Origin of the sequence: Methylibium sp., from assembly GCF_965279545.1 — a bacterium.
In the GTDB taxonomy this organism is placed as follows: Bacteria; Pseudomonadota; Gammaproteobacteria; order Burkholderiales; family Burkholderiaceae_C; genus Methylibium.
The window spans coordinates 1,601,599-1,623,372 of the sequence record NZ_OZ257250.1 but is presented as its reverse complement, the minus strand read 5'-3'; the positions used below and the strand labels follow the sequence as shown (position 1 = coordinate 1,623,372).

Genomic DNA, 21,774 nt, shown 5'->3' with positions numbered 1-21,774 from the left:
CGCCATGACCTCTCTGGAAGGTCAACTGCGCGAGATGTACGGACGCGCTGCGTACACACACAAGACGCACGAGAAGATGGCCGATGGGTACATCCAAAGGTACAGGCGCATCAAATCAGTGGAGATCTGGCTCTCTGCGCTGGCGACGGGCAGCCTGCTTCTGGCCGTGTTTGGTGACTCGCGCGAAGGCACGATTGCGGGCGCGGTTCTTTCCACAATCCTGCTGGGTCTCACGCTCTACTTTCGAGAAGCGATGCTCGGCGAGCAAGCGCAGAAGCACACGGTCGTCGGCTCGAAGCTCTGGGGTGTACGCGAGGCCTTGCTGAGTCTTCTCGTGGACATGCACGATGGACGTGCCGTCGAGGAAGTTCGAAGTGAGCGAGATCGGCTGAACCAGCTGTTGGAGGAGATCTACAAGGGGGCTCCCCGCACCGATAGCAGGGCGTATGAGGCGGCCCAGAAGGCGCTCAAGGCGGACCAAGAACTCTTCTTCACCGACTCCGAGCTGGATCACATGCTGCCGCAGCGCCTCAGAAGCCAAAGCAAGTAGAGAACAGTGACCAGTCGATCCCCACGTTGAACCGCGAGTGGATTCGAAGGAGCTGGATGAAACCGCATACCTCGATCCTCGGGCCCTCACGATCGAAGACGACCTTGCCATCGGCGTCGACTGCCATGCTGCCGCGGAACGTAGCCAGCAGCGGATTCGCCGCCGCGTTGCCGAAGCAAAGCATGTCAATGTCCGGCTTCGCGGCCGTGCTAGAGTTAGTTTGGACTCGCGGACAGATTTTTTGCCATGCTTCATGGCATGTGAAACTAATGTCCGGGGATATGCTCCTCGGCGTCCCTCGTGGTTGCCCTGCGTTCTCGCTGAGCATCCGTGCGATCGCGTAAGAGTGTCCGTGGGTCCGCTTTCTTTCGCTGCCTTCGCGCATGTCCCAACTCAAACAGCTAAGGGCAGCAACCACGCTCTCTGACGTAGCCCGGCTCCTTGAGATCAAGCCTGGGATGCTGTCTTTCCTGCTGTACAAGAAGCCGAAGGCCGCCCTGTACGCGAAGTTCGACGTCCCGAAGCGGCACGGCGGCACGAGAGAGATTTGGGCACCGGACAAGGACCTGAAGCTCGTTCAGCATCGCCTCGCGAACCTGCTGCAAAACTGCGTTGAAGAGATCAATGCCGCGCGTGGGCACGTCGAGGATGGCAAGCGCCACGGCGTTGCGCACGGGTTCAAGCGCAAGCACACGATCATGACCAACGCGCGTGTGCACGTGACGCGCCGGTACGTCTTCAACGTGGACTTGCACGACTTCTTCGGTACGATCAACTTCGGCCGGGTTCGAGGCTTCTTTCTGAAGGACAAGAACTTTGCGCTTCAGGAGAAGGTGGCAACCGTGATTGCACAGATCGCATGCCATGAGAACAAGCTGCCGCAGGGCAGCCCTTGCTCGCCTGTCATCTCGAACCTGATCGGCCACGTGATGGACATCATGCTGGTCCGACTGGCCTCGGCAACAGGCTGCAGCTATTCGCGCTACGCCGACGATCTGACGTTCAGCTCGAACAAGAGCAAGTTCTCATCGCGCGTCGCGACGCAGGACGAAGACGACAAGGACCTATGGCTGCCAGGTCAAGGCCTCAAGCGCCTGGTTGCTAAGGCCGGCTTCAGCTTCAACGACAAGAAGACGCGGATGCAGTACCGGGACTCGCGGCAAGAGGTGACGGGCCTCGTCGTGAACCGGAAGGTCAACGTTCCCGCGGCCTATCGCTACACCGTCCGTGCGATGGTGGACCACGCCCTGAAGAAAGGGGCGTTCGAACGCATCTTCAAGAAAGTGGACACAGCTGGCGTCGAGACGACTTTCAAGCAGCCCGGGACAAACCGTCAACTCATCGGCATGTTGTCGTACATCGATCAGGTCGACCTCTTCAACCGCAAGCTCCGCGAAGACAACGGCCTCGAACCGCACGACACCTCGGGGCGAGCTGATCTGTTCCGCCGGTTCCTGTACTTCGATGCGTTTCACGCGCTCGGATCGCCGGTCATCGTTTGTGAAGGTCCGACCGACAACATCTACCTCCGGCATGCGATCAAGCGACTGGCACCTACTTACCCGATGCTCGCTGCAGGAACACCGCCGAAGCTGAGCGTGCGGTTGTTCAAGTACGGGCAGCGCCGAACCAGCGAGATCACGCAGCTCACCGGAGGGGTGGGTGGGCTGTGCCATTTGATGAAGCACTATCACGCGGACTTCACCAACAAGATCAAGGCACCAGCCCCGAAGTACCCCGTCATCGTTCTCGTCGATAACGACGCAGGCGCGAAGGACATCTACGGCGCGATCTCCGGCATCACCAAGAAGCCGCGCCCGACTGGTACCGAGCAGTTCATCCACGTCGTCGGAAACATGTACGTTGTGCCCACGCCGTTGGGTGCCGGCGGCGCCAAGACAGCGATCGAGGACTTCTTCGATGCGAAGACTCTCGCGGAGACGCTCGGCGCGAAGACCTTCTCGCGAGCCCCGAAGATCGACGATACGAAGCACTTCGGGAAGGCGGCGTTCGCGCGCGAGATCGTCGAGAAGAAGGCCGGGTCGATCGACTTCAGCAGGTTCTCGGAGATCTTGGACGGTGTGGTCGCGGTCATGGCTGACTACGCAAAGCGCCACCCGTCGATGCCGTAGGGCTGGCTGGCATCCTGCGCGCAGCAGATCGGGGACAATTTTGGCGCTGAGACGATCTTGCGCCGGTTGAGCGCTTCCTCGCCGAGCCGATGGCGGACACCGATGCATGAAAACTGAGACGTGTTTGTGCACGATTGGTTGGTCGCCCATCTACACAGCGCTTCGCCATGCGCGAGCGACAGGGCTCCACTTCGACTCGAAGCCACTGCCGAGGCTGCACGCGGCGATCGCCGGATTGAGGAACACGGCAAGGGCGTCAACCACCTCTTCGAGGCTAGTCCATTGAAGGTCTGCCTTCGTCACGAAGGCCCGCCACTGCTGGGCCTTGATCGGGTTCGATGAGAACTCGGCCGTCAGCGCAGCGGGCGTTGATGTCGGCAGCGATGTGTTCCGCCTTACGAACGTCGCGCGTATGGCATCCACCAGCGTGCTCCCTTCGAGCGCCGATGTTCTGGCGATGACTGCAAGGTCGAAGAAGTCCTTCATCCGGCTGTTGTTCATGCCCAGCACGACCATCGCGTGGAGCTTCTCAGCGATCACCGTATATACGGGATACGCCCGCAACGATGGCGCTGCCAGGTCATCGAGCAGGGTGGGGTAGGTGACCGTCTCGGGCGCGGGCGTGATCGCGTCGCCGAATCCAATGTCCACCTGTACTGGCAGGCGTGCACTGCCGATGAACGCGGGAATGGCCAGGCGCAGTCCGCCGTAGACGTTGTCTTCGCGGATCGGCGCGATCCGCATGCCCGCAGTCTCGTACCGGACGCCGTCGTCCGCGTCGATTGAGCAGATCGCGGTGAACGTGCCGCGCAGCGTGTCCGCGTCATCCGCGCCGAAGCCCAGCAGGTCGGCGTCCTTCGTCGGTCGGTGCGGCGTGTCGTACCAAAGTGCAAACAGCAGCGCGCCCTTGAGCACGAAGTTGCCTGCATGCGGGGACACTGAGAGCCGGTACAGCAGCCGCTCGATCGCAAAGCGCGAGAGCAAGAGGTTGTAGTTCTCGCCAGTGCTCCGCGACCGGTTGAGCAGGCGGGCGAGCACCGACGCTGACCGGTCTGCGCTCATCCCGTCATTGCCTCCAGGTACGGGCGCATCACATTGGTCATCCGGTTGACCTTGGCGTAGCGCCACAGGTCGTCCATCGTCACCTTGCGCTGCTGCCACGCTTCGCGCAGGGCTTCGAGCGCCGCGTCGAGGCCCACCTTGCTGCGCAGCTTGAAGCAATCGGTGATGGTCTTGGCCAGGCTGTAGACGCGGACCGGTGCGCCGTCGAGCACGACGGTTTCGATGCCCTCGGTGAAAGCCTCGCCTGACAGGCGGGTGACGCGCAGGGCAACCTGGACGCCTTTCGGTGCGTGCGTACCGGCCGGCAGCGCGATCCAGACCTCGAAGGGAGCCTGAACACCGATGCCGTGGATTTCCAGGGCAGAGAGAAGGCACACCACGGCCTTGGGCGCTAGCCGGGTCACCTCGATCACCGACTGGTGCGCGCTCGGTGATCCCTTAACGCCGGTGTAAAGCCCGCGGCCGACGCGGCGGACTTGGCCACGTGCAGCCATGCGCGAGACCGTGCGCGCAGGAATACCGTGTGCGGACAGCTCGCGCGCGGACACGGCGGGCTGCTTCGAGGCGAGGCGCAGCAGCTTCTCGGCATGGCTTTGGGCAGGCATACCGGTATGGTAGCAAAATGCACTACTTACTGGCAAGTAATGCATTCTATGGTCATCCAGCATGGGCTGGCCGGGTTGTCCGCTGTGCGTGCGTGGGCACCGTCCTGGGCGAATGGTTGCGCGATGGAGGGAAAGTAGGCATCGGCTCGCCAGATCGACGCCACTTCCAGAGCGGTGCGACACCAGGGGCGCCAGTCTCAGAGCCCGGCGAGGCCTCGTCGAGGCCTGCGGGAACGATGAACAGCATCGGCGCCGAACCTTCGCAGTCGGTGAGCGCAGCGCTCGCGATCCCATTGCACCGCCCGAGGTTGTAGTGCAGGCCCTTCACGAACGCGCGGTTCTCGCCTACGAGCCTGTCCAGGAGCTGCTTCTCGAACCCGTCCTCGACCGGCAGCCATTGCCGCGTCACCGGCATCAAGCACAACTCGTTGATCGCCGGAACGCCGGCACTGCTCACGCCGAAGGTGGCGATCATCACCATGTGGATGTCGTCGCTGGCGCCCCACAACGCCAGTTCGGGCTCGAAGCGGCGCCCGAGCCTCCGGTAGAGCTGCTCGTCGATCGCGAAGGCCTGGTCGGGCATGTGCTTCACGATCGCCTTGAAGCCGTAGCGTGCCGGCACGATCTCCTTGACCTCGCAGATCAGCAGCATCAGCTGCTGCGCTTTCCCGGGAGCAGGCACGGCGGTTTGCCACTGCGCCAGGCGCCGGGCGTTGATCGCGTCACGCTCTTCGATGGAAAACGGCTCCGGCACGTAGAGCCGGGCACGTAGGGCGTCGCCGCGGGCGAGCTTGTGCTCGGCTGCGTGAAGCAGGTGCCTTCGTACCGTGGCCCATGTTCGCTTTCCGGCGAAGCCGGGATGCCAGCGCGTCAGCTCGGCCTGGTCCCAAAGGTAGTGCAGCAGGCCGCGAAGCGACAGCTTGGTGCCGGTAGAGGAAACGCTGTCGCCCTCTCCGCCAGTGGGAGGGATCGTTGACCGGCCGGGCATCTTGGTCAGCGGGAAGTCGAGCTTGAGCGTCGTCTCGCCCGTGGCCGGGTCTTCGGTGATCGCGCTGCCCAGTACCTGCCCCAGGCCGGAGAACTCGGCCGGCGGTTCGTAGGAAGGGCAGTCGGGCGCGTGGTGGCTTCCCGTGTCCGGCATGCGCTTGACAATGTAGCCCTCGCCGAGGCGCGCCACGTACATCTCGACGCCGTCGACCCGGCACATGCAGCGGGGGCGCTGGTGGGCCGCGTGGGCTTCGGCGACGGCATCTGCGAATCCTCGCGACCCGATCTCGAAGCGCCGGTCGGCGAGCTCGTAGACCGCAACCGGTGCTGTGATGCCATGAGCCGAAGTCTCCACGGGCGTGGCCTCACCGCACGGGTGCCGGCGCGGCGCGGTCGCGCGAGCGCTGCATCTCGGGCGTCGGGACGACGACAGGGCGCTGCGACGGCGCCGCCTTGTCGTAGACCTTGACCTTGGGCACCTGGCCGTCACGGATGCGTTGCGCCAGCTTCTCGGTCGCGGCGGCCATCACGGCCGCGCGCTGCTTCTCCGGCACCTTCTTGGCGACCAGCACCGCTTCGATGGCGGCGAGCACGGCCTTGCGGCCACCGCCGCCGCGGGCGGATGCCTTCTCGGCTGGCGCTGCCGCAGCACCTTTGCTCGCATCCCGGGCAGGTTCGATGCGGTTGACCTGGCGGGCCTCGCGCTCGCGCTTGAGCACCTCCAGGTCACCGCGGTTCGGCTCGTAGCCCAGGGTCTTCACGCCGCGCACCGACGCCTCGAGCCAGACCATGCGCTTGAAGTCCTCGTTGCCCGAGACGCGCAGCGCCTTCCAGTTGCGCGCTTCAGCCACGTCGACCATCGAGCGCGCAACCGACGGGCTGTTGGTGTCGGTGGCCAGGCGGAAGGTCGACTCGGTGAAGGCCACGCGCGATGTGTCGCCACGGAAACGGTACTCGGTGCGGCCGATGGTCACGTCGCCCATCGTTACCGGAGCCCGCTTGATGATGTAGCGCTCCATCAGCGCCGCTTCGAGGCGCGCGACGAGCACGGCCCGCTCGGCCTGGGCGTCGATCTTCGCGACGGCCTTGGCACCGACCTGTTCCGGCTGCGCCGTGGCCTTGCTGGCACCGGTTGCCGGGGCGGCGCTTGCGGCCTCAGGCACCTCGTCGCGTGCTGGACCCGGGTCCAACAGGCGCTCGGGCGGCGCCGGACGCTGCTCATCGCGTTGCCACGCGCCGTCGACCTTCTGGATCGGTGTGCGCTTGCCGTCTTCCGCCACGGCGACGAAACGAGTGCTGCCCAGCTGGTCCGCCTTCGCGACCATCTCGGGAAAGGTGTTCGCGCGGTAGGTCACCTCGGCGAAGGGGTCACGCAGCTCGTAGCGTTCGCCGGGTTCCTGCTCCGGCGTCTGGAACTTCGCGATGGCCACCGGCGCATGGTTCGCGGGCTCGACGGTGCCGCCTTGGGCCGGCGCGGCCTGGCGGACGGGGGTGTTGTCTGCATCCATGGCGACCTCGCGATGTTGGGTTGGAGATGGCTCAGGGCTGGGCGACGGCTGTCGCGCTCAGCGCAACCGGTAGCGCGCGGTACAGCTCGATCTCGACGCGGCGGTTCAGGCCGCGGCCTCCGGTGCTGGAGTTGTCGGCCACGTGGTCGCCGGCAGGCTGGTAGGTGGCGCGGATGCGTGCCGGGTCCACGCCCGCGGCCACCAGGTAGTCGCGAACCGCCTCCGCCCGCTCCCGGGCGATGCGGCTCTCGGCCGACGCGTCGGTGGTGCCATCGGTGCGCCCGCGCAGCAAGACCAGCGGCGACGCCTTCGCATCTTCGACAAGGGCCGCCGTGACCTCGGGCGGGATGGCCACGCGCGTGCTGCCGAAGTCGAACCGCACGGTGAAGACGCTGTTGGCCTTGACCTGCTGGGTGACCGGTGCCTGCATCGCGGCCAGCAGTTGTTGGCGTGCCGCCATGCTGGCCAGCGTGGCAGCCGTGGTTTCCGCGATGCGGCTGGACTCGGTGGCGAGAAGGCGTGTGTTCTGCAGGTCGTTCTTGCAGACCTGAAGCTCGACGGCCATCTGCGAGTTCACCGGTCGCTTCTGCGACTCGTCGACGGTCGGCGGCTTCGGCGGCGAACTGCACGAGGCCGGGGCGAAGAGCCAGAGCACGAAGGGCGTGAGGGCGATGCTGGTTCGCATGTCGTTACTCCCAGGTCTAGGTGATGTCGGCGCGCTCAATGGTCGACGGCTCGGCGATCTGTACGCCCTCGTCGCCGAGCAGGACACCATCTTCGTCAGCGGCAGCCTCGATCGCACCGCCGGCCACGGCAACGCCTGGCCGAGGACCGACGATGAAGTCGAGGACACCTTCGGCGACTTGGCCGGACTCGCCGTCGACGAGGTCCGGAAGCCGGCTCATGTCGTAGGCCAGTTGCTCGTAGTCCAAGCTGTCGCTTGGTCCCAACTCGTCGTCGGCGTAGCGCCAGCGCTCCTGCACGCGGGCCAGGTGAAGGTCCATGTTCATGCGCGGCACTGCCGGTGCCGGCAGCAGGCGCGAGGTGAAGGCCTTGTCGCGGTAGTAGCGGATCTTCTCGCCCAGGATCGGCTTGCAGTTCTCGAAGATCACCACCAGCCGCTCGCTGCCCAGCTCCTTGAACTCCTGCGGCAGCAACAGCGCGCGGCGCTGCTCGCTTTCGTTGCGGCTGACGGTGCTCGACCCATGGCCGCTGAACGACCGGCTGCGCCCGCGAGAGGTGGCGCGCTCGGTGAAGTGGCCGAGCATGGCGCTGTACTCGTCGGCGTCGCGCTGCTCGCGCGGCGGGTAGAGGATCTGCAGGCCGTGGTTGGTGGCAAAGGTGCGGGCTTCCTTGTCGCCGTAGACGGCATCGAGCTGCGACATGGCTTGCACCACGGTCAGCAGCCGCAGGTTGTAGCCGGCCAGGAAGGCGGCGGCGTTTGTGATGACGCCTACGCGGCCCATGGCCGTGAACTCGTCGTTGACCAGCAGGCACTGCACCTTCAGCGTCAGGTCCTGCTCGGGCAAGTGCTGGGTGTTCAGGCTTACGAGCTGCGAGAAGAAGAGGTTCAGCAGCGGCCGGGCGTTGGCCAGCCGGTTCGGAGGGATGCGCACGTAGACCGACATGCGGCGGCGACGCACGTCCTCGAGCAGGAAGTCATCGGCGCCGGTGGCCGCATCCACCACCGCATCCGCAAAGATCGTCAGCGGCGCGTTGAAAGTGGCGACCACGCTGGACAGCGTGTTCTCGGAGTTCGACAGCAACCGCTGCAGGGCATCGACGCACTCGTCCGACAGTGGATTGCCTTCCTCGCGGCGCTGGGTGATCAGTCCACTCAAGTGGTCCTTCAGCGACCGACCTTTGCCCGAGGACTGGCGCAGCATCTCGCCGATGGTGCGCGGCAGCGCGGGGGTTTCGAGGAGAACGAGGCCCAGGCCCAGGAACAGGTTACGAGCCTGGTCGTTGAAGAAGGCTTCCGACGAGGTGCCGCCGCCGTCGTTGGGGAAGAAGACCTGGCCGACGGTGAGCAGGTCGCCGACGCGGTGCAGCGGGCTGCTGCGCACGGCTGTCAGCGGGTTCCAGCGGTGGCTGCGCGCGTCCTCGTCGAACGGCGAGAAGGCATAGACCGCCTGCCCGTGCGCGGCGCGGTAGCCGGCCGTGATGTCGTAGTTCTCGCCCTTGATGTCGAGAACCACGACCGAGTCGGGCCAGTTGAGCAGGTTGGGGATGACGACGCCGATGCCCTTGCCGCTGCGGGTGGGTGCGGACAGCATCACCGAGAGCTGGCCGGGCAGCGACAGGAACTTGCCCCGATGGCGGCCGATGAGGATGCCCGGCTGCCCGTCGCCGCCCGTGAGTCCCGCGCGATCGACCTCGGCCGGGCTGGCGAATCGGGCATCGCCATACAGCGCCCGGCGCGGCCTTGCCGCAGCGACCAGGCCGGCCGGCAGCAGGATCAGCAGGCCGATCCCCGAGACGCCGATCGCGAGCTGCAACTTCTTGCGCAGCTGGGCATCGCCTGCGTACAGGTCCCAGTAGTGGACGATGCTGGCGAACTGCGCCTGCTTCGGGTTCGCCTTGTTCAGCACCAGGAACAGCACGCCGGCCAGGTAGACCGCGGCACAGGCCAGCGCGGCGTAGCCGATTACGGCGAAGGCGCCCGCCGCGACCTTGCGCCCAGTGGGCCAGGCCGAGAACGGCAGGGTAGCGACGCTGCTCATGCCGCGGCCGCCTGCTGGTCCCAGCGCCCGAGCCGTTGGCGCCGGGGTTCGTAGAGGATCTCGGAGATGAAGCGCCCGCGCTCGTCGCGGTCGAACTGCACGATCACGTCGACCACGACGCTCAGCAGCCACTTGATCTCGTCCATGCGCAGGCCGCCGCCGGCGCCGGTCTCGCGGATCATCAGCGACATCTGCTCGAAGGCCAGCGCGCAACTGCCGGCATGGACGCTGGTGATGCTGCCCGGGTGGCCCGAGGCCGCGAGGCGCACGAAGTAGAAGCACTCGTCGCCGCGCACCTCGGCCAGGAAGATGCGATCGGGCTTCATGCGCAGACAAGCTTCGAGCAGCGACTTGGCCGTCACGCGGGCCGTGCCCTGGGCATCCTTGCTGTAGAACAGGTGAACCACATTGGGGTGGTTCGGCAGCGTCAGCTCGGCCGTGTCCTGGATCGTGATCAGGCGCTCGTGCTTCGGCACCTCCTCCACCAGGCCCTTCATGAAGGTGGTCTTGCCCGAGCCAGTCTTGCCGCTGACGACGATGGTCTGGTGCTTGCGCACCGCCAGGCGCAGGAACTCGGCGTAGCGGCCGGCGTCCTTCAGTTCGACCAGTTCTCGCTCGAAGGGCAGCAGCTCCGCGTTCGGTGTGCGCGTCACGGTGGCCGTGCGCTCGAACAGGCCTTCACGCTCGAAGTCATCGAGCCGCTTGATCAGGTGCGACGGCTTGCGCACCGTGATCGACACCGTGCCGCGCGGCACGGCCGGTGGGATGACGAACTGGATGCGCTCGCCGCTGGGCAGCGTGGCCGAGAGCAGCGGCCGTTCCTGGTTGACCTGCTGGTCGCAGAAGGTGGCCACGGCGGTGGCCAGCGACAGGCAGCGTTCCTGCGTCATCTCGGGCGCCGGCACGGTCTGCCAGCCGCGCACCGTTTCGACCAGCAGTTCGCCGGGCCGGTTGATGCAGACCTCCAGCACGCCGGGCGCATCGAGTTGATCGCGCAGTGGGCGCAGAAATTCGACGACCGACGTGGCGTCGCCGCACCAGCCTTCGCCGAGGTCCTCGTGTTCGCAGGCGTGCTGGTTCATTGCGTGCCCTCGCGAGCCGGTGCGGTGGCGGTAGGCTTTAGTTCGTACACCGACGAGAAGTCCACGTCGCGCGCGACGTAGATGCCGACGATGCCGCCCTGGTTCTGGTAGATCAATGGCGGGATGTTGATGGTGCTGTCCAGCACCTTCTCGGCCAGCTTGCTGGTGCTGGCGGTTGTCGAGGGCAGGACGAAAGTGTTGGCCTGGCCGCTGTTGCCTGTTTCGTTGGCCTGGTTCTGGATGATCAACTTGACCGAGTCGTCGATCAGCGACAGCAGCATGGCTGCGCCGATGCGCTCCCCCCAGCGGTTGTCGACATAGCCGTCGATGCCCGACTCGCCGAGCTGCCCGGTGCCGGGCGAGTCGATGTCGACGGTCACGCCCAGCGGTGTGCGGATGCGGGTCCACAGCACCGGAATTCGCACGGTGCCTGGCCGGACCGAGGCAATGCGGTATTCGCCGTCCATGTGCGAACCGCGTTCGATCAGCAGCACGCGGCCGTCGTCGCTGAAGACGTTGCGCTGCACCTGGCAGCCGACAAGGCCCGACGTGGCGCTGATCACCTTGGTCTTCAGCGCGCAGGTGAAGGCGGTGCCCTTGGGCAGCGTGAGGCTGCGGTTGCCGAGCATCGAGGCCGCCACCTTGGGGGTGGCGGACCCCTGAAGTTGTCCCCCGAACAGGCCGCCCCCGGCAGTGGGCCCACCGACGAGTGCAGTGCCTGCCATCGAGGGCCCGCCGAGAAGTGCCCCTGAAGGCATGGTTCCGGTGGCTTGGCCGGTCGCCAGGGCTGTGGTCTTGGTCAGGCTGTCGAGCATCCCTTGCAGTTGGCGCTGATAGCCCTGCAAGTTGCGCGAGGTCGCCGCGGTGGGATCGTTGGGGTCGGCCGCATCGGGCGTGGCTGTTCCCTCGATGACGGGTGCCGAAGCATCCGCCCTTCGAGTTGAGACCCCTTGCGGCTGCAGTGCGCCCGGCCGGGTCGTGACCAGCAGGACAGGGGCGTCCTCGGGAGGGATCAGCTTGGGGCCGCTCGACGCGGGTGCCCCCGCGCCTGTGCGACGCACGCCGATGGGTTCGGCCAGATCGTCGGCCGTGGGCGTCAAAGCGGGGATGCGCGGCGCAGCGGCCACTGCTGCACTGGCGGTCGGTGCTGGCGGCATTTCGAGCTTGCGCGGCTCCGACGTGGCAGCGGTGGGCTTGTCTCGCACGAGCTTGGACTCTTCGTCGGCCTTCTTGCCGCTCGACGCGAAACGCTGGACCGTGAAGGCCGCGACGGCCATCAGGGAACCGATCAGCAGGGCCACGGCCAGCAGCCCTTTCTTCGACATCGAGATGCGCCGCCGCGCCGCGACGTTGGGGATGCCGTGCTCGCCGGGCAGCGGCGCGATCGTGTTGCCGTCGGGCTCTGGGTGGGCCGCCAGCTCGGGATCACGGTCGCGTGGGTCGTTCGGGTTATGCGTCATGGTGTCGCTCCCTTCCGCGCGTCGGCACGGGTGCCGTCGGCCTTGAGCACGCGCTGCACGCCGGGCACGGTGGTGCCGTCGCCTGGCGGCTTGCCGTCCAGGTCGAAGGCCTCGTTCCACAGGCCGACGACCGCCGAGCCTGCGCGCAGCATCAGCCGCCGACTGACGCGGTCCACCACCAGCAGGTCGTCTTCCATGCGCGCGTTGACAATCGTCTCGCTGCCGTCGCCTAGCACGTGGAACACGGCCGGCACCTCGCGGTTGCCTGGGAAGCGCAAGTAGGTGAAGCGGCCGTCGTCGTAGACCAGCGTCGGCACAATGTCTTGCGAGCCATTGCCCTCAGCGATCGAATACTGCGTGTTCATCACCTGAGGCTTGGCTTGCAGCCGCTCCGCAACGACTTGCTGCGGTGGAGGTGGTGGCGGCACGGCTGGCAACGCGACCAAAGCTGCCGCATCGCGCACCGCGAGGCGCGACGCTGGCGCCACCCGGGCCGGCGCGTTGATCACGAGCCGGTACACCGGCGGCTTGGGATCACGATCGTCCAAAACGACGAAGCGGAACGAATGCGTCCGGCGGTCGGTGACAACGGCCAGGGTGTTCGCCGCGCTTGCCGAACTCTTGGCCTTGACGAAGAGATTCCGCCCGCCAGGCTGCGCGGCCACGCACCAGGCCGCGTCGGCCTTGGTGCAGTCACCACCCAGGCCGGCTGCGACCTCGGTGATCGACTCGTCGGGGCCCAGCACCACCAGCGTTACGACGCCGCGCTTGACCGGCACGGTGACCACCGCACGCGGGTCGTAGACCACCTCGCGCAGGCGCGGGTCAACGGCTTCCGGTGCTGCCGTCGCGATGCCGCACAGCGCTGCACAAGCGAAGGCAGCCAGCCAGGCCAGCGGCTTCATGGCTTGGCTCCCGGTACAGCCGTGTTGATCTCGGGATCGGACCGGTAGGCCGTGACGACGAACCCGAACGGGTTCTCGAGCCGGTCGCGTTCCTTGGCCAGCACCTTGGGTTGGTACTGGAAGACGACGCTGGCCACGTGCCGCGTAGTGACCTCGGGCAGGTTGCGGTCCGTCAGCCGCACCACCTTGTCGTAGGTGACCGTGGCCTCGCCCTTGTTGCCGGCGCGACCGGACGCGGCGAGGCGCACGCCGACGACGTTGATGCGCCAGTCTTCGGCGGCGCCGATCTTTTTCTGCAGCGCGCCGTCGCCCTCGAACTGACGGTTGAAGTCGGCGAACACGGCCGGCACCGCCATGCGTGCCACCTGGTCGAAGTCGCGCTGCAGGAACATCCAGCTGTAGCCCTCGCGTGCGCGGACGAAGGTGGCGAGGTTGTGCTTGTCGAGGGCTTCCATCGGCGGGATGGTTTCGACAGCCAGGCGCTGCTGGATCGTGGCCTCGCCAGTGACCCGGTCCACCACGATGGGGATCTCGACCACGCGCCGCAACGGGCCCTGGACGAACACCGCGGCGATGCCGATCAGGCCCAGCACGAAGCCGGCGATGGCCACCCCCCAGGCCCGGCGCTCCGAGCGTTCCAGCATCAGCGCGCGATCGACTTCCCACGCACGATTAGCGTTGATCGCGCTCGTCTCGGCAGCCGTCTTGCCGGCATCGCGCGAGCGATCCGGCAATGCAGCGGCTCTTCCTGGCGTCAGGACGGCACTCATGGGGGACCTCCGTGGGGCTGCGCCGGGGAGGCGGCGCAGCGGGTCAGGAATTCGGGCGTCAGGGCAGGTAGTCGGCCACCTTGCCCGTACGAACGAGCATCTGGTACTGCCGCTCACGCTCGCGCGACCGGGCGATGCGCTCCTCGCTGTCGGCCATGCCCTGCAGCATCTGCACCTGGGACATCTCGTGCGCCAACAGCGCGTTTTCGGCGCCGATGCGAGCCTGGATCTCCTGCACCGCCTTCTGGTCGGACGTGGCGTTGATCTGGCCCATCAGCGACTGGATTTGCGACAACCGCCCGGCGGCCGATTTCATCGCGTCCTGCAGCAGACCCTTCTGTTGGTAGGGCTGGGCGAGCGTGGCCTGGCAGGCGGTGCGGGCATCGCCGGCAAGGTCCATGCAGTTGTAGAGCATGCCCGCGTCGCGCAGTGCCTTGGCCGTGCCGTTCAGGCCCGAGTACCCCGACGTGTTAATCGCGTTGAGGTAGGTGTAGGCCTCAGCCGGTACGTAGTTCTTCAGCATCGGGTTGTTGAACACGTTGCCTAGGTTGCGGATGCCGTTGATGCTGTTGAGCTGGTCCTGCAGCTGGGTGATCTGCTGGACCTGGTTGCTGATCTCGGTGACATCGTTCAGGACCTGCAGGATGGTCTGGATCAGGTTGGCGATGTCGATGACGGGGATGCCCTGTGCGCGGGCGCTCCCTGCACCGAGGCTTCCGGCAACGAGGACAGCGGCGGCAGCGGCCTTCAGACGAGTCTTCATCTCACGCTCCTTCAACTGGTTGATGACTACGCTCTGCCGCGCAGCGCGGCGAGCTTGTAGGCGGCGGTCTTCACCGCGCCGTATCCCTGTCGGACCACAGTCCCCGCGCCGGCGGCCATGGCACCGGCTGCGCGCCCCGTGGCAGTGGCTGCAGCGCCCGTGGCGTGGCCTGCGGCGTAGGGCAGACCGGCACCGGCACGCACGACTCCGCCGGCTGCACCCGCGGCACCGGCGCCCCTTGCAGCGGAGGCGGAACGCAGGCCCGAGACCATCATGGCGTTCTGGATCATCTGGATGCCCTGCTGGACGGCGGCACCGCCGGTGAGTGCAGAGGCAAGACTCGGCGCCTGGAAGCAGATGATGGCCATGAGGATCATTAACACGCAGTAGCGCGTGGCCTCGCCCAGGACGTTGAAAGTGCCGCCGAGGAACCCACCACCGTCGATGATTGCCTTGAACATGGCCGCACCCATGTACGTGCTCAGGCCGAGCGCAAAGAAGGCAAACCAGGTGAGCACCACGGAGTTGAGAACCATGGAGAGCCAGCTGTCGAAGAACCTGGCCGTAGGTCGCCACGCGAGGCAGAGAATGAAGAGTGGGCCAATCGCGATCACGAATGTGAGGAACAGCTTGGCCAGCGTCACCACGAACAGCCCGATGCACAGGAAGCAAACTGAACCGATGGAGAAGATCGCTGCGGCCAGCACGAGATCGAGGCGAAACATGCTGGCCTCTTTCATGATGTCTGCGACCTGGGCGCTGGCGTCGTCGTTGAACTTGTCGAGCAGCACGTAGGGCGTAGAAACGGTTGCTGGATCAACCCCAGTTGGAACGAAGGTCGACGCAACTCCCATGGCCAGTGCATTGGCGGTGTCCGACACGTTCGAGATGTAGAAGCCGGACTGGAGCGAAAAGGCCAAGACCAGGCCGATCTTGAAGACCTTCCACATGAAGATCGGCAACGTCTCCGAGACCTCGTTGCGCAACACGGCCCAGCCGTACAAGGCGACCCATATGGTCATCGCTGTCAGCGCGATCGGTGCGATGGCAGTCATGAGGGTCGACACCACGCCCAGCACGTAGGTGCTGAGGATGGCGTCGAACTTTGCACCGACCCAGGCAAACATGGCATTGACCTCCTACTGAACAGCGTCGAACGGCAGGTTGGCGGGTGGCCGCGCAAACATGTTCACGCACTTGCTACCCAAGTCGGGGAACTGGCATTGAAGCCAGTTGGTCCCGGACTTGACCACCCAGAGGCGAGACAGCTTTGTAGTTCCATACGTCGACTTGCGGCATGTGCCCGGCCGCGCATAGGCCTCGGTGCACTCGACGAGCCCTTCGTTGGTCTCGACCATGTGCCACGGGCCCGCGTTGCATCCCGCATCGGCGTTGCAGGGCTTCGTGCTTCGGATTGGGCCGGTGGCCGGGAGTGGTGCAGTCTCGACGCGCTTGGTCCCATCGGGCACCACCTTGACGGCCTCGTTGCCCTTGACGAACTGCGCGCTGGCGGTGGTGGCAGCGAGTGCCAGCGCGACCAGCGCGAGGAGATGACGAACAGCTTTCATGCGGCTCTCCGAGAGGTGCGAAACCTCCGATCCTGAACCTCACGAAGCAGCACGGGAAGCCATTGAAACGGATCGTTGCCATGCCGTTCGCGCACGGCGTCGAGCAGGGCCACGTTGTCGGTGGTGGCCGAGAGCACGGTGATGAAATCCTCGAGCCCGGCCAGGTCAAGCTCGCAGATCGCGCTGGAATGACCCTGCTTGACCAGGAAGCGCCGGCCGCCCTGCGCGCCGAGGCTGCGCACGATGTCGAATTCGGCCTGCGTCAGGCCGAAGCCGTCGATGTATTCCTCGCGCACCGCCTCGGGGTTGGCGAGGAAGATCTTGGTCACGCTCTGCTCGATCATCGTGCGGCCGATGGGATGGCGAAGTACGTCGGACGGGCTCTGCGTGTCGAAGATGCCCAGCCCGTTCTGCTTGCGGATCGTCTTCTGCTTCTGCTTGGCGAAGTCGCTGAAGATCTCGTGGTCCAGCGCCTTCCAGAACTCCGAGATCACGTAGATCAGGCGCTCGCCGTTGACGAGTTCCTCCATGACCTGCAGCAGGTACATCATCACCGGCGTTCGGACCTCGGGCAGGTCGAGGAACTCGGTGGTGTCGAAGCCGATGACGCTGGCCGCGTGCAGGTCGAGCAGGCGGTCGTCGGCCTGGTCGAAGACCCACCCGAGCGCACCGCCCTGGCACCAGCGGCCGAGCCGCTCGAACAGGCTGTTCTCGCCCGCCTTGGGCAGGTTCTGCCGCACGGTCGAGAAGCGGCGCAGCGGGGCCGGCATCATCGCCACGGCCTTGACGGCATCGGCGATGGCACGCTCGTCGGCCGGCAGCAGCGGCATGGCCGGTGTGGCGATGCAGGTGCGGATCAATTGCTCCCAGAACTGGATGCGCGCCGGTGTCGGGTCGCGCTGCAGCGGGTTGCAGCCGGTGGGCTTGCCGGCTTCGAGCGTGAAGTAGCGGCCACCCAGGGCTCGAATCGCGATCTCGCAGCCGCGGTCCAGGTCGAAGAGAACCATGCGCGGCGCCGGATCCCACTTGCGCGTGAGCGTCAGCAGGAACATCTCCAGCGTCGTCTTGCCGACGCCAGTCGAGCCGATGATCAGCGTGTTGCCCGGTAGCTTCTTGTCGGCGGAGTCTTCGCCCTCGGGGCTGCTGTGCAGGTTCAGGTAAAAGGGCTGGCCCGAGGGGGTGCGCAGCAGTGCCAGCGCCTCACCCCAGGGGTTGCCGTCGCGTTTTCCTCGCGCGAAGTTGTGGCCGCTGGACAGCGCTGCAAAGGCGCGGGACGACAGCTTGGCATCCCGGGGCCGCCACTGCCAGTTGCCGGGCATCTGGGCGAACCAGGCGGCATCGGCCACTAGGTCGACAGGCGACATCTGCAGGCTGGAGGCTTCGCTGACAGCCCCGATGGCCTGCGCCGCCCGGCGGCCGGCATCGGCCACGTCATCACCGAACACGACCAGACTGTAGTGGTACTCGCCCATGCAGAACTGGCCGTCGCCGAGTTCGTTGAGGGCCACGTCCATCTCGGCAATTTGGCTGGCGACCACGTCGTCGCTGGCGATCAGTTGGTCGCGCTGCAGTTCCAGCGCCCGCATGGCCTCTCGCCGCGGCAGGATCGAGAAGCTCTGGGTCTCGATGAACTCGCTGGCCTCGTAGAGCAGCGCGTTCAGGATGCCCGGCTCGACGGCGTCGGCGTACTCCTTGATGTCGACCAGGGCCGCGTAGCGGCGTTGGTCGCCCTGGCGCAGCTCGAGCTTGTCGCCGCCGAAGGACAGGCGCGTCGTCGGAAGTGTGCGATACAACGGGCCTGCAACCAGGGGGATGGCGCGCCAGCATCCGTTGACGAGGTAGCCGAGGAATTCGGCCACCTCCGAGTAGCTCCGCCCGCGCCGCTGCCGGGTGCCGAGCAACCGAGGTCCAAAGCCACGCAGCACGCGCCCGACCAGCGCCGAGCGCTCTTCCATGACTCGCACCGCATCGGCCTGCGCGTCAGCGATGATTGCGCGCGTCCGCTGGGTCGATTGCAGCGCGCGACTCATGCGCGAGGCGTTCGGCCGGTACACGAGGGTCAGATAGAGTTCGTTGCTCATCATCCGTCGCTCGCCCAGCTTTGCCTGGTAAGCGCGCGAGAGATCGCGGGCAAAGCCGGGCTGCGAGGGATCCTGCAGCGCATCGCCGACGAAGCGGTGCAGCCGATGCGTCCATACGGCCCACTGGCCGCCCGCCAAATTTCGCAGCAGGCTGCAAAGCGCCTCGTGCCGCTCGGCGATGAGGTTCTCGTCCGAGCATTCGAACGGAACGCCCTCCAGCCGCCAGACCCGTAGGTAGTCGCCGCCACGGGTGATCACATCGTGGGGACCGACCAGGGACGAGAACGGCACGAAGCGTGCGAGCGGGTTCTCGGTCCGGGCCTGGGCCCAATGCCGCGGGCGAATACCCCTTCGCGCGAGGCGGGCCGTGGGCCCATTGCCATCAGACATGCCAAGCATCGTGGGCTCCTCGGTAGAGGGTCGGCGCATAGCTGCGCGCACGCCAGAAGCGGCGGTTGCGGTCACGCAGGCGCAGCTTCAGGGCGACGAACATCTGCCTGAACCGCTGGTCGTCCTTGGTCGTCACGAAGCGCATCCATGCCAGCGCGGGCAGGAGGGCTGCGACCACGGCCATAGCGATCCACCAACTCACCAGCGTGCCGCCCCACAGGATCAGTAGCATGCCGCCACCGAACAGCACGACCAACGGCACGAGCGGGATGCCCAGCTTCATGGCGGGCCGGGTGGCACCCTTGTAGATGGCTTCGGCTTGCATGGTCTGGCCTCGGGGGGCCGTCAGGCGACGATGTAGCTCGCGAAGGCCGCCGCGCCGCCGATCAGCGTGCCGCCGATCAGCACATTGGCCACGTCCGCCAATCGGGCTCCCTGGAAGATCATCTTGAAGCCGGCCCAGATGATCGCGATCGTGACCACCGCGATCGAAATCGTCACCAGGATGGCGTTGACGTTGGTGACCGTCGTGTTGATCTTGTCGAAGCCTTGGGCAGTGACGATTGCGGGAACGATCGCAGGCAATGCCGTTGCAGCGGCAAGGCTGCGGCGACGGTTCGGAGCGGTTTGCTTCATGGTGACTCCTTGGGCATGGCGAAACTCGGTGAAGGCCGCGCGGCAGCCGTGGCCACCCGGCGCACGTAGCCGTGCTCGAAGCCGGTGACGAAGTTGCCGCTGTAGTAGCAGGACAGGGCCTGACGCAGCACCGGTTGGGGGACCGATTGCGCGGCGCCTTCGTGCGGCACGACGCGCGTGAAACATTCGACGAGCACCGCCTGCATCGCAGCGAGGTTGGCGCAGGGATCAAAGGCGTCTTCGGTGCTCAGGCCCAGGCGCTCGAAGTTGCGCACGTTGATCTGCGCAAGGCCGAGGCTGAAGTTCCAGCCGCCGGCCTGCAGGGCCCGAGCCGTCGCAACGGCCTCTGCCCGATGCCGCGGTTGCCTGACCAGGGCACCGCCGACCACGCCGATCGCGTACGGGTTGAACGCGCTCTCGACGGCGACCAATGCCCGGGCCGTGCCGACATCGACTTGCGGGGCGCAGGTCGTGGCCAGCGCGAGGAACAGCGTGATGTCCATGGCCGGCCTCAGGGATTCGGGTCTGCTGGCACCGTTGGCGGCCACGAGGCCAGCCACGTGGCGTAGTCATCATCGAAGCGTGTGTCCCAGGTGCCGAGCTGGGTCTTGGCGGCTGGACTGAACTCGGTCACCGAGTCACCGGCCATGCTCCACCAAGTGCGGGCGAACGGAGCGCCGTTGATGGAAACGGACACCGCGCCAGCGTAGTCGCAGGAGTAGATCGGTCGACTCGGGCCTTCGAAGACGCGGGTGTACTGCGGCGGGCAGTTCGACGGCGCGCGCGCCCACGCGTGGCTTGCCGTGTTGCCGGCACCGGCCATCGCGCACGTCGGAAACGGTTTGCCTCTGGCCAGGTCCCTGAGCACCTGGTGGATCGGCGGCACGCACTGCGGGATCGAGCGCCAGCTCGGCGCAGCGAAGCACAGCAGCACGAGGCAACCGTCGACCGCCTTCGCCGGCATCGGGGTCCACGTGGTCACGAAGGTGACGATCGCGAACAGCGCCCTTGCCGATGCGCTTGCGACAAGGTCGCTGCGGGCGCGAAGTCGATTGGCTCGACCCTGCGCGTGGTCTGGATCGGTCAGGAGGTTCATGGCGTCTGATCCGGGTGCAGGTCCGATTGGAGGAGCTTCACTCGACGCCTCGGGTGGCGCCGTGAGGAAACTCTAGGATCGAAATCGCCGAGGCCATGTGCTGGATTCGGGGCCGTTTCTAGCAAGTCGACAGCGGTCAGGCGAGCTGCCGGCCCCCATGACGTCTGCTTGCGCACGCGTGGGCCTGCCACCGATGCATCCCGGCCAGAGCAATCATCGAGGCACTTGCGGCAGTCGATCAGATGAGCCCGTAGAGCTTGCCCAGCCGCACGGCGTCGCGACGATTGGCCACGCCCAGCTTGCCGTTCAGTCGCTGGAATCGACAGTCGATCGTCTTCGCTTCGGTGTGCAGCGCGACGGCGATGACCTTGCTGCTGTGGCCGTGGGCTTCGTACCGAAGCAGCGCGAGGTCGCCATCGGTGATGTGTGCGCGTGCGATCAGCGCCCGCTTGAGCCGCTGATGCCACCAGTCGTGAAGTTCCATCGCCAGGCCCCGCAGCAGTGGCTTGACATAGGCGAAGCCATCGTCGTCGAAGTAGCCGGCAGTCGCGGATCCGATGCACAGGACACCCACTCGCGACTGACCTGCTGACGAGGGGGCGGGAACGATGACGGCCGACCGGAAGCCATACTCGGCGGCAGCCTCGACGACGATCCGTTGGCGGGATTCGTCGGGCGCCATGTCGCTCGTGCGAATCGGGTCGCTGGACTGCATCGCATGGTGCAGCCAGGGATCGTCGGCGCACCAGCCATGACGCGCGTATGCGGCGCCCCACAAGGGGTTGCAGGCCAGCAAACACCGGTACGACGAGAGTGTCGCGTCATCACGGATGAAACTCGTGAACGTCGCCTCGTCGGCACCCAGCCGTTCGATCGTCAACCTGAGCAGCCCGATGGCTTCGGCTTCATCGGCTGCCACTCCGATGCGCGCCACTGTTTCGCAAACCTGTGCAGTGCAGTCCACCGAACGCGTGCGTTCGAGCAGACTGAGCGGCTCACCGTTTGGCGCGCAGGATCTCATCACCGTGACGCCGCAGGCGGCTGTACAGGACAGGGTGGTCGAAGCGAACCGGATCGGCTTCGCACCAGCGCAGGAAGCTGTCGATGCTCTCGAACACGATCGATTGCACGATGTGCGCATGAAGGGGGCGGCGCTGCGTGCGCTCGACGTAGAGGCCTGCGGCGGAAGCCTTCAGCACGAAGGCGAGGGCGCCATCGTTGCTGGTCAGCGCGAGCTGATCGGACCGATGGCGATCCGTGGCCTCGACCACCGCGGCTGCTTTGGCCGAGCCCAGCCGTTGCCGTCGCGCGTGCAGCACCGCTGCCTTGGGGCCGAGCGGTCGTGCCGCATCCGATGCCTGGGCCCGGCGTGGGCGCCGGCGCATGGCGGACGACTCCGTGGACGGTTTCTGCTCGGGGTTCATTCGTGTTGCCATCCTTCGCTGGAGGCGTACGA

Annotated in this window: 23 protein-coding genes; 2 read left to right on the top strand and 21 right to left on the bottom strand. The window is 66.2% G+C overall.

All coding sequences use genetic code 11. From position 1 onward, the window contains the following. The first annotated feature begins 4 nt into the window (after positions 1–4). Positions 5–550 (top strand): SLATT domain-containing protein, encoded by a 546-nt coding sequence (locus tag ACQY9S_RS07560; protein WP_428424444.1) that lies wholly within the window; start codon positions 5–7, stop codon positions 548–550. Here the strand turns inward: ACQY9S_RS07560 and ACQY9S_RS07555 are convergent. Continuing rightward, positions 531–734 (bottom strand): hypothetical protein, encoded by a 204-nt coding sequence (locus ACQY9S_RS07555; protein ID WP_428424442.1) that lies wholly within the window; start codon positions 732–734, stop codon positions 531–533. The genes ACQY9S_RS07560 and ACQY9S_RS07555 overlap by 20 nt on opposite strands. A gap of 199 nt (positions 735–933) precedes the next feature. Between ACQY9S_RS07555 and ACQY9S_RS07550 the strand changes: the two genes are divergently transcribed. After that, on the top strand, positions 934–2,682 hold the full coding sequence (locus tag ACQY9S_RS07550; protein ID WP_428424440.1) for a retron Ec67 family RNA-directed DNA polymerase/endonuclease: 1,749 nt from the start codon (positions 934–936) through the stop codon (positions 2,680–2,682). A gap of 150 nt (positions 2,683–2,832) precedes the next feature. Here ACQY9S_RS07550 and ACQY9S_RS07545 read toward each other — a convergent pair whose 3' ends face one another. The 20 genes from ACQY9S_RS07545 to ACQY9S_RS07450 form a co-directional block, all read right to left on the bottom strand. Further along, positions 2,833–3,744 carry a nucleotidyl transferase AbiEii/AbiGii toxin family protein gene (locus ACQY9S_RS07545; RefSeq protein WP_428424438.1) on the bottom strand — a complete coding sequence of 304 codons (912 nt, stop codon included), beginning with the start codon at positions 3,742–3,744 and terminating at the stop codon, positions 2,833–2,835. After that, positions 3,741–4,349, bottom strand: coding sequence for a type IV toxin-antitoxin system AbiEi family antitoxin domain-containing protein (locus ACQY9S_RS07540; protein ID WP_428424436.1), 609 nt, complete (start codon positions 4,347–4,349; stop codon positions 3,741–3,743). The genes ACQY9S_RS07545 and ACQY9S_RS07540 overlap by 4 nt, the downstream gene beginning before the upstream one ends. A 52-nt stretch (positions 4,350–4,401) precedes the next feature. After that, the gene (locus ACQY9S_RS07535) at positions 4,402–5,691 is read right to left on the bottom strand and encodes a DUF1173 domain-containing protein (RefSeq protein ID WP_428424434.1); all 1,290 of its coding nucleotides are present in this window, start codon (positions 5,689–5,691) and stop codon (positions 4,402–4,404) included. 10 nt (positions 5,692–5,701) lie between these two features. Further along, positions 5,702–6,844: an LPD7 domain-containing protein gene (locus ACQY9S_RS07530; RefSeq protein WP_428424432.1), complete on the bottom strand. Its 1,143-nt coding sequence runs from the start codon at positions 6,842–6,844 to the stop codon at positions 5,702–5,704. Between the two features lie 31 nt (positions 6,845–6,875). Further along, positions 6,876–7,529: an OmpA family protein gene (locus tag ACQY9S_RS07525; protein ID WP_428424430.1), complete on the bottom strand. Its 654-nt coding sequence runs from the start codon at positions 7,527–7,529 to the stop codon at positions 6,876–6,878. Positions 7,530–7,545: 16 nt separating this feature from the next. Beyond that, positions 7,546–9,567 carry a type IV secretory system conjugative DNA transfer family protein gene (locus ACQY9S_RS07520; protein WP_428424428.1) on the bottom strand — a complete coding sequence of 674 codons (2,022 nt, stop codon included), beginning with the start codon at positions 9,565–9,567 and terminating at the stop codon, positions 7,546–7,548. After that, positions 9,564–10,649 carry a P-type DNA transfer ATPase VirB11 gene (gene virB11 / locus ACQY9S_RS07515; RefSeq protein ID WP_428424426.1) on the bottom strand — a complete coding sequence of 362 codons (1,086 nt, stop codon included), beginning with the start codon at positions 10,647–10,649 and terminating at the stop codon, positions 9,564–9,566. The genes ACQY9S_RS07520 and virB11 overlap by 4 nt, the downstream gene beginning before the upstream one ends. Then, a complete protein-coding gene (gene virB10, locus ACQY9S_RS07510; protein WP_428424424.1) occupies positions 10,646–12,109 on the bottom strand; it encodes a type IV secretion system protein VirB10 in 1,464 nt (487 codons plus the stop codon). The genes virB11 and virB10 overlap by 4 nt, the downstream gene beginning before the upstream one ends. Then, positions 12,106–13,014, bottom strand: coding sequence for a TrbG/VirB9 family P-type conjugative transfer protein (locus ACQY9S_RS07505; protein WP_428424422.1), 909 nt, complete (start codon positions 13,012–13,014; stop codon positions 12,106–12,108). Before ACQY9S_RS07505 ends, virB10 begins: the two co-directional genes overlap by 4 nt. Then, a complete protein-coding gene (locus tag ACQY9S_RS07500) occupies positions 13,011–13,784 on the bottom strand; it encodes a virB8 family protein (RefSeq protein WP_428424420.1) in 774 nt (257 codons plus the stop codon). Before ACQY9S_RS07500 ends, ACQY9S_RS07505 begins: the two co-directional genes overlap by 4 nt. A gap of 58 nt (positions 13,785–13,842) precedes the next feature. Then, the gene (locus tag ACQY9S_RS07495; protein ID WP_428424418.1) at positions 13,843–14,547 is read right to left on the bottom strand and encodes a type IV secretion system protein; all 705 of its coding nucleotides are present in this window, start codon (positions 14,545–14,547) and stop codon (positions 13,843–13,845) included. A gap of 26 nt (positions 14,548–14,573) precedes the next feature. After that, the gene (locus ACQY9S_RS07490; RefSeq protein WP_428424416.1) at positions 14,574–15,674 is read right to left on the bottom strand and encodes a type IV secretion system protein; all 1,101 of its coding nucleotides are present in this window, start codon (positions 15,672–15,674) and stop codon (positions 14,574–14,576) included. A gap of 12 nt (positions 15,675–15,686) precedes the next feature. Further along, complete coding sequence (locus ACQY9S_RS07485; protein WP_428424414.1) at positions 15,687–16,115, bottom strand: hypothetical protein; 429 nt, start codon at positions 16,113–16,115, stop codon at positions 15,687–15,689. Further along, complete coding sequence (locus ACQY9S_RS07480; RefSeq protein ID WP_428424412.1) at positions 16,112–18,595, bottom strand: VirB4 family type IV secretion/conjugal transfer ATPase; 2,484 nt, start codon at positions 18,593–18,595, stop codon at positions 16,112–16,114. Before ACQY9S_RS07480 ends, ACQY9S_RS07485 begins: the two co-directional genes overlap by 4 nt. After that, positions 18,579–18,911, bottom strand: coding sequence for a type IV secretion system protein VirB3 (locus tag ACQY9S_RS07475; RefSeq protein ID WP_428424410.1), 333 nt, complete (start codon positions 18,909–18,911; stop codon positions 18,579–18,581). Before ACQY9S_RS07475 ends, ACQY9S_RS07480 begins: the two co-directional genes overlap by 17 nt. A 20-nt stretch (positions 18,912–18,931) precedes the next feature. Then, positions 18,932–19,222 (bottom strand): TrbC/VirB2 family protein, encoded by a 291-nt coding sequence (locus ACQY9S_RS07470; RefSeq protein WP_428424408.1) that lies wholly within the window; start codon positions 19,220–19,222, stop codon positions 18,932–18,934. Further along, positions 19,219–19,725: a lytic transglycosylase domain-containing protein gene (locus ACQY9S_RS07465; RefSeq protein WP_428424406.1), complete on the bottom strand. Its 507-nt coding sequence runs from the start codon at positions 19,723–19,725 to the stop codon at positions 19,219–19,221. Before ACQY9S_RS07465 ends, ACQY9S_RS07470 begins: the two co-directional genes overlap by 4 nt. Before the next feature lie 8 nt (positions 19,726–19,733). Next, entirely contained in the window at positions 19,734–20,318 is a 585-nt protein-coding gene (locus tag ACQY9S_RS07460) for a hypothetical protein (protein WP_428424404.1), read from the bottom strand. A 238-nt stretch (positions 20,319–20,556) separates the two neighbouring features. Further along, positions 20,557–21,339 carry an autoinducer binding domain-containing protein gene (locus ACQY9S_RS07455; RefSeq protein ID WP_428424402.1) on the bottom strand — a complete coding sequence of 261 codons (783 nt, stop codon included), beginning with the start codon at positions 21,337–21,339 and terminating at the stop codon, positions 20,557–20,559. After that, positions 21,314–21,742, bottom strand: a complete 429-nt coding sequence (locus tag ACQY9S_RS07450; RefSeq protein WP_428424401.1) for a hypothetical protein — start codon at positions 21,740–21,742, stop codon at positions 21,314–21,316. The genes ACQY9S_RS07455 and ACQY9S_RS07450 overlap by 26 nt, the downstream gene beginning before the upstream one ends. Positions 21,743–21,774 lie beyond the last annotated feature (32 nt).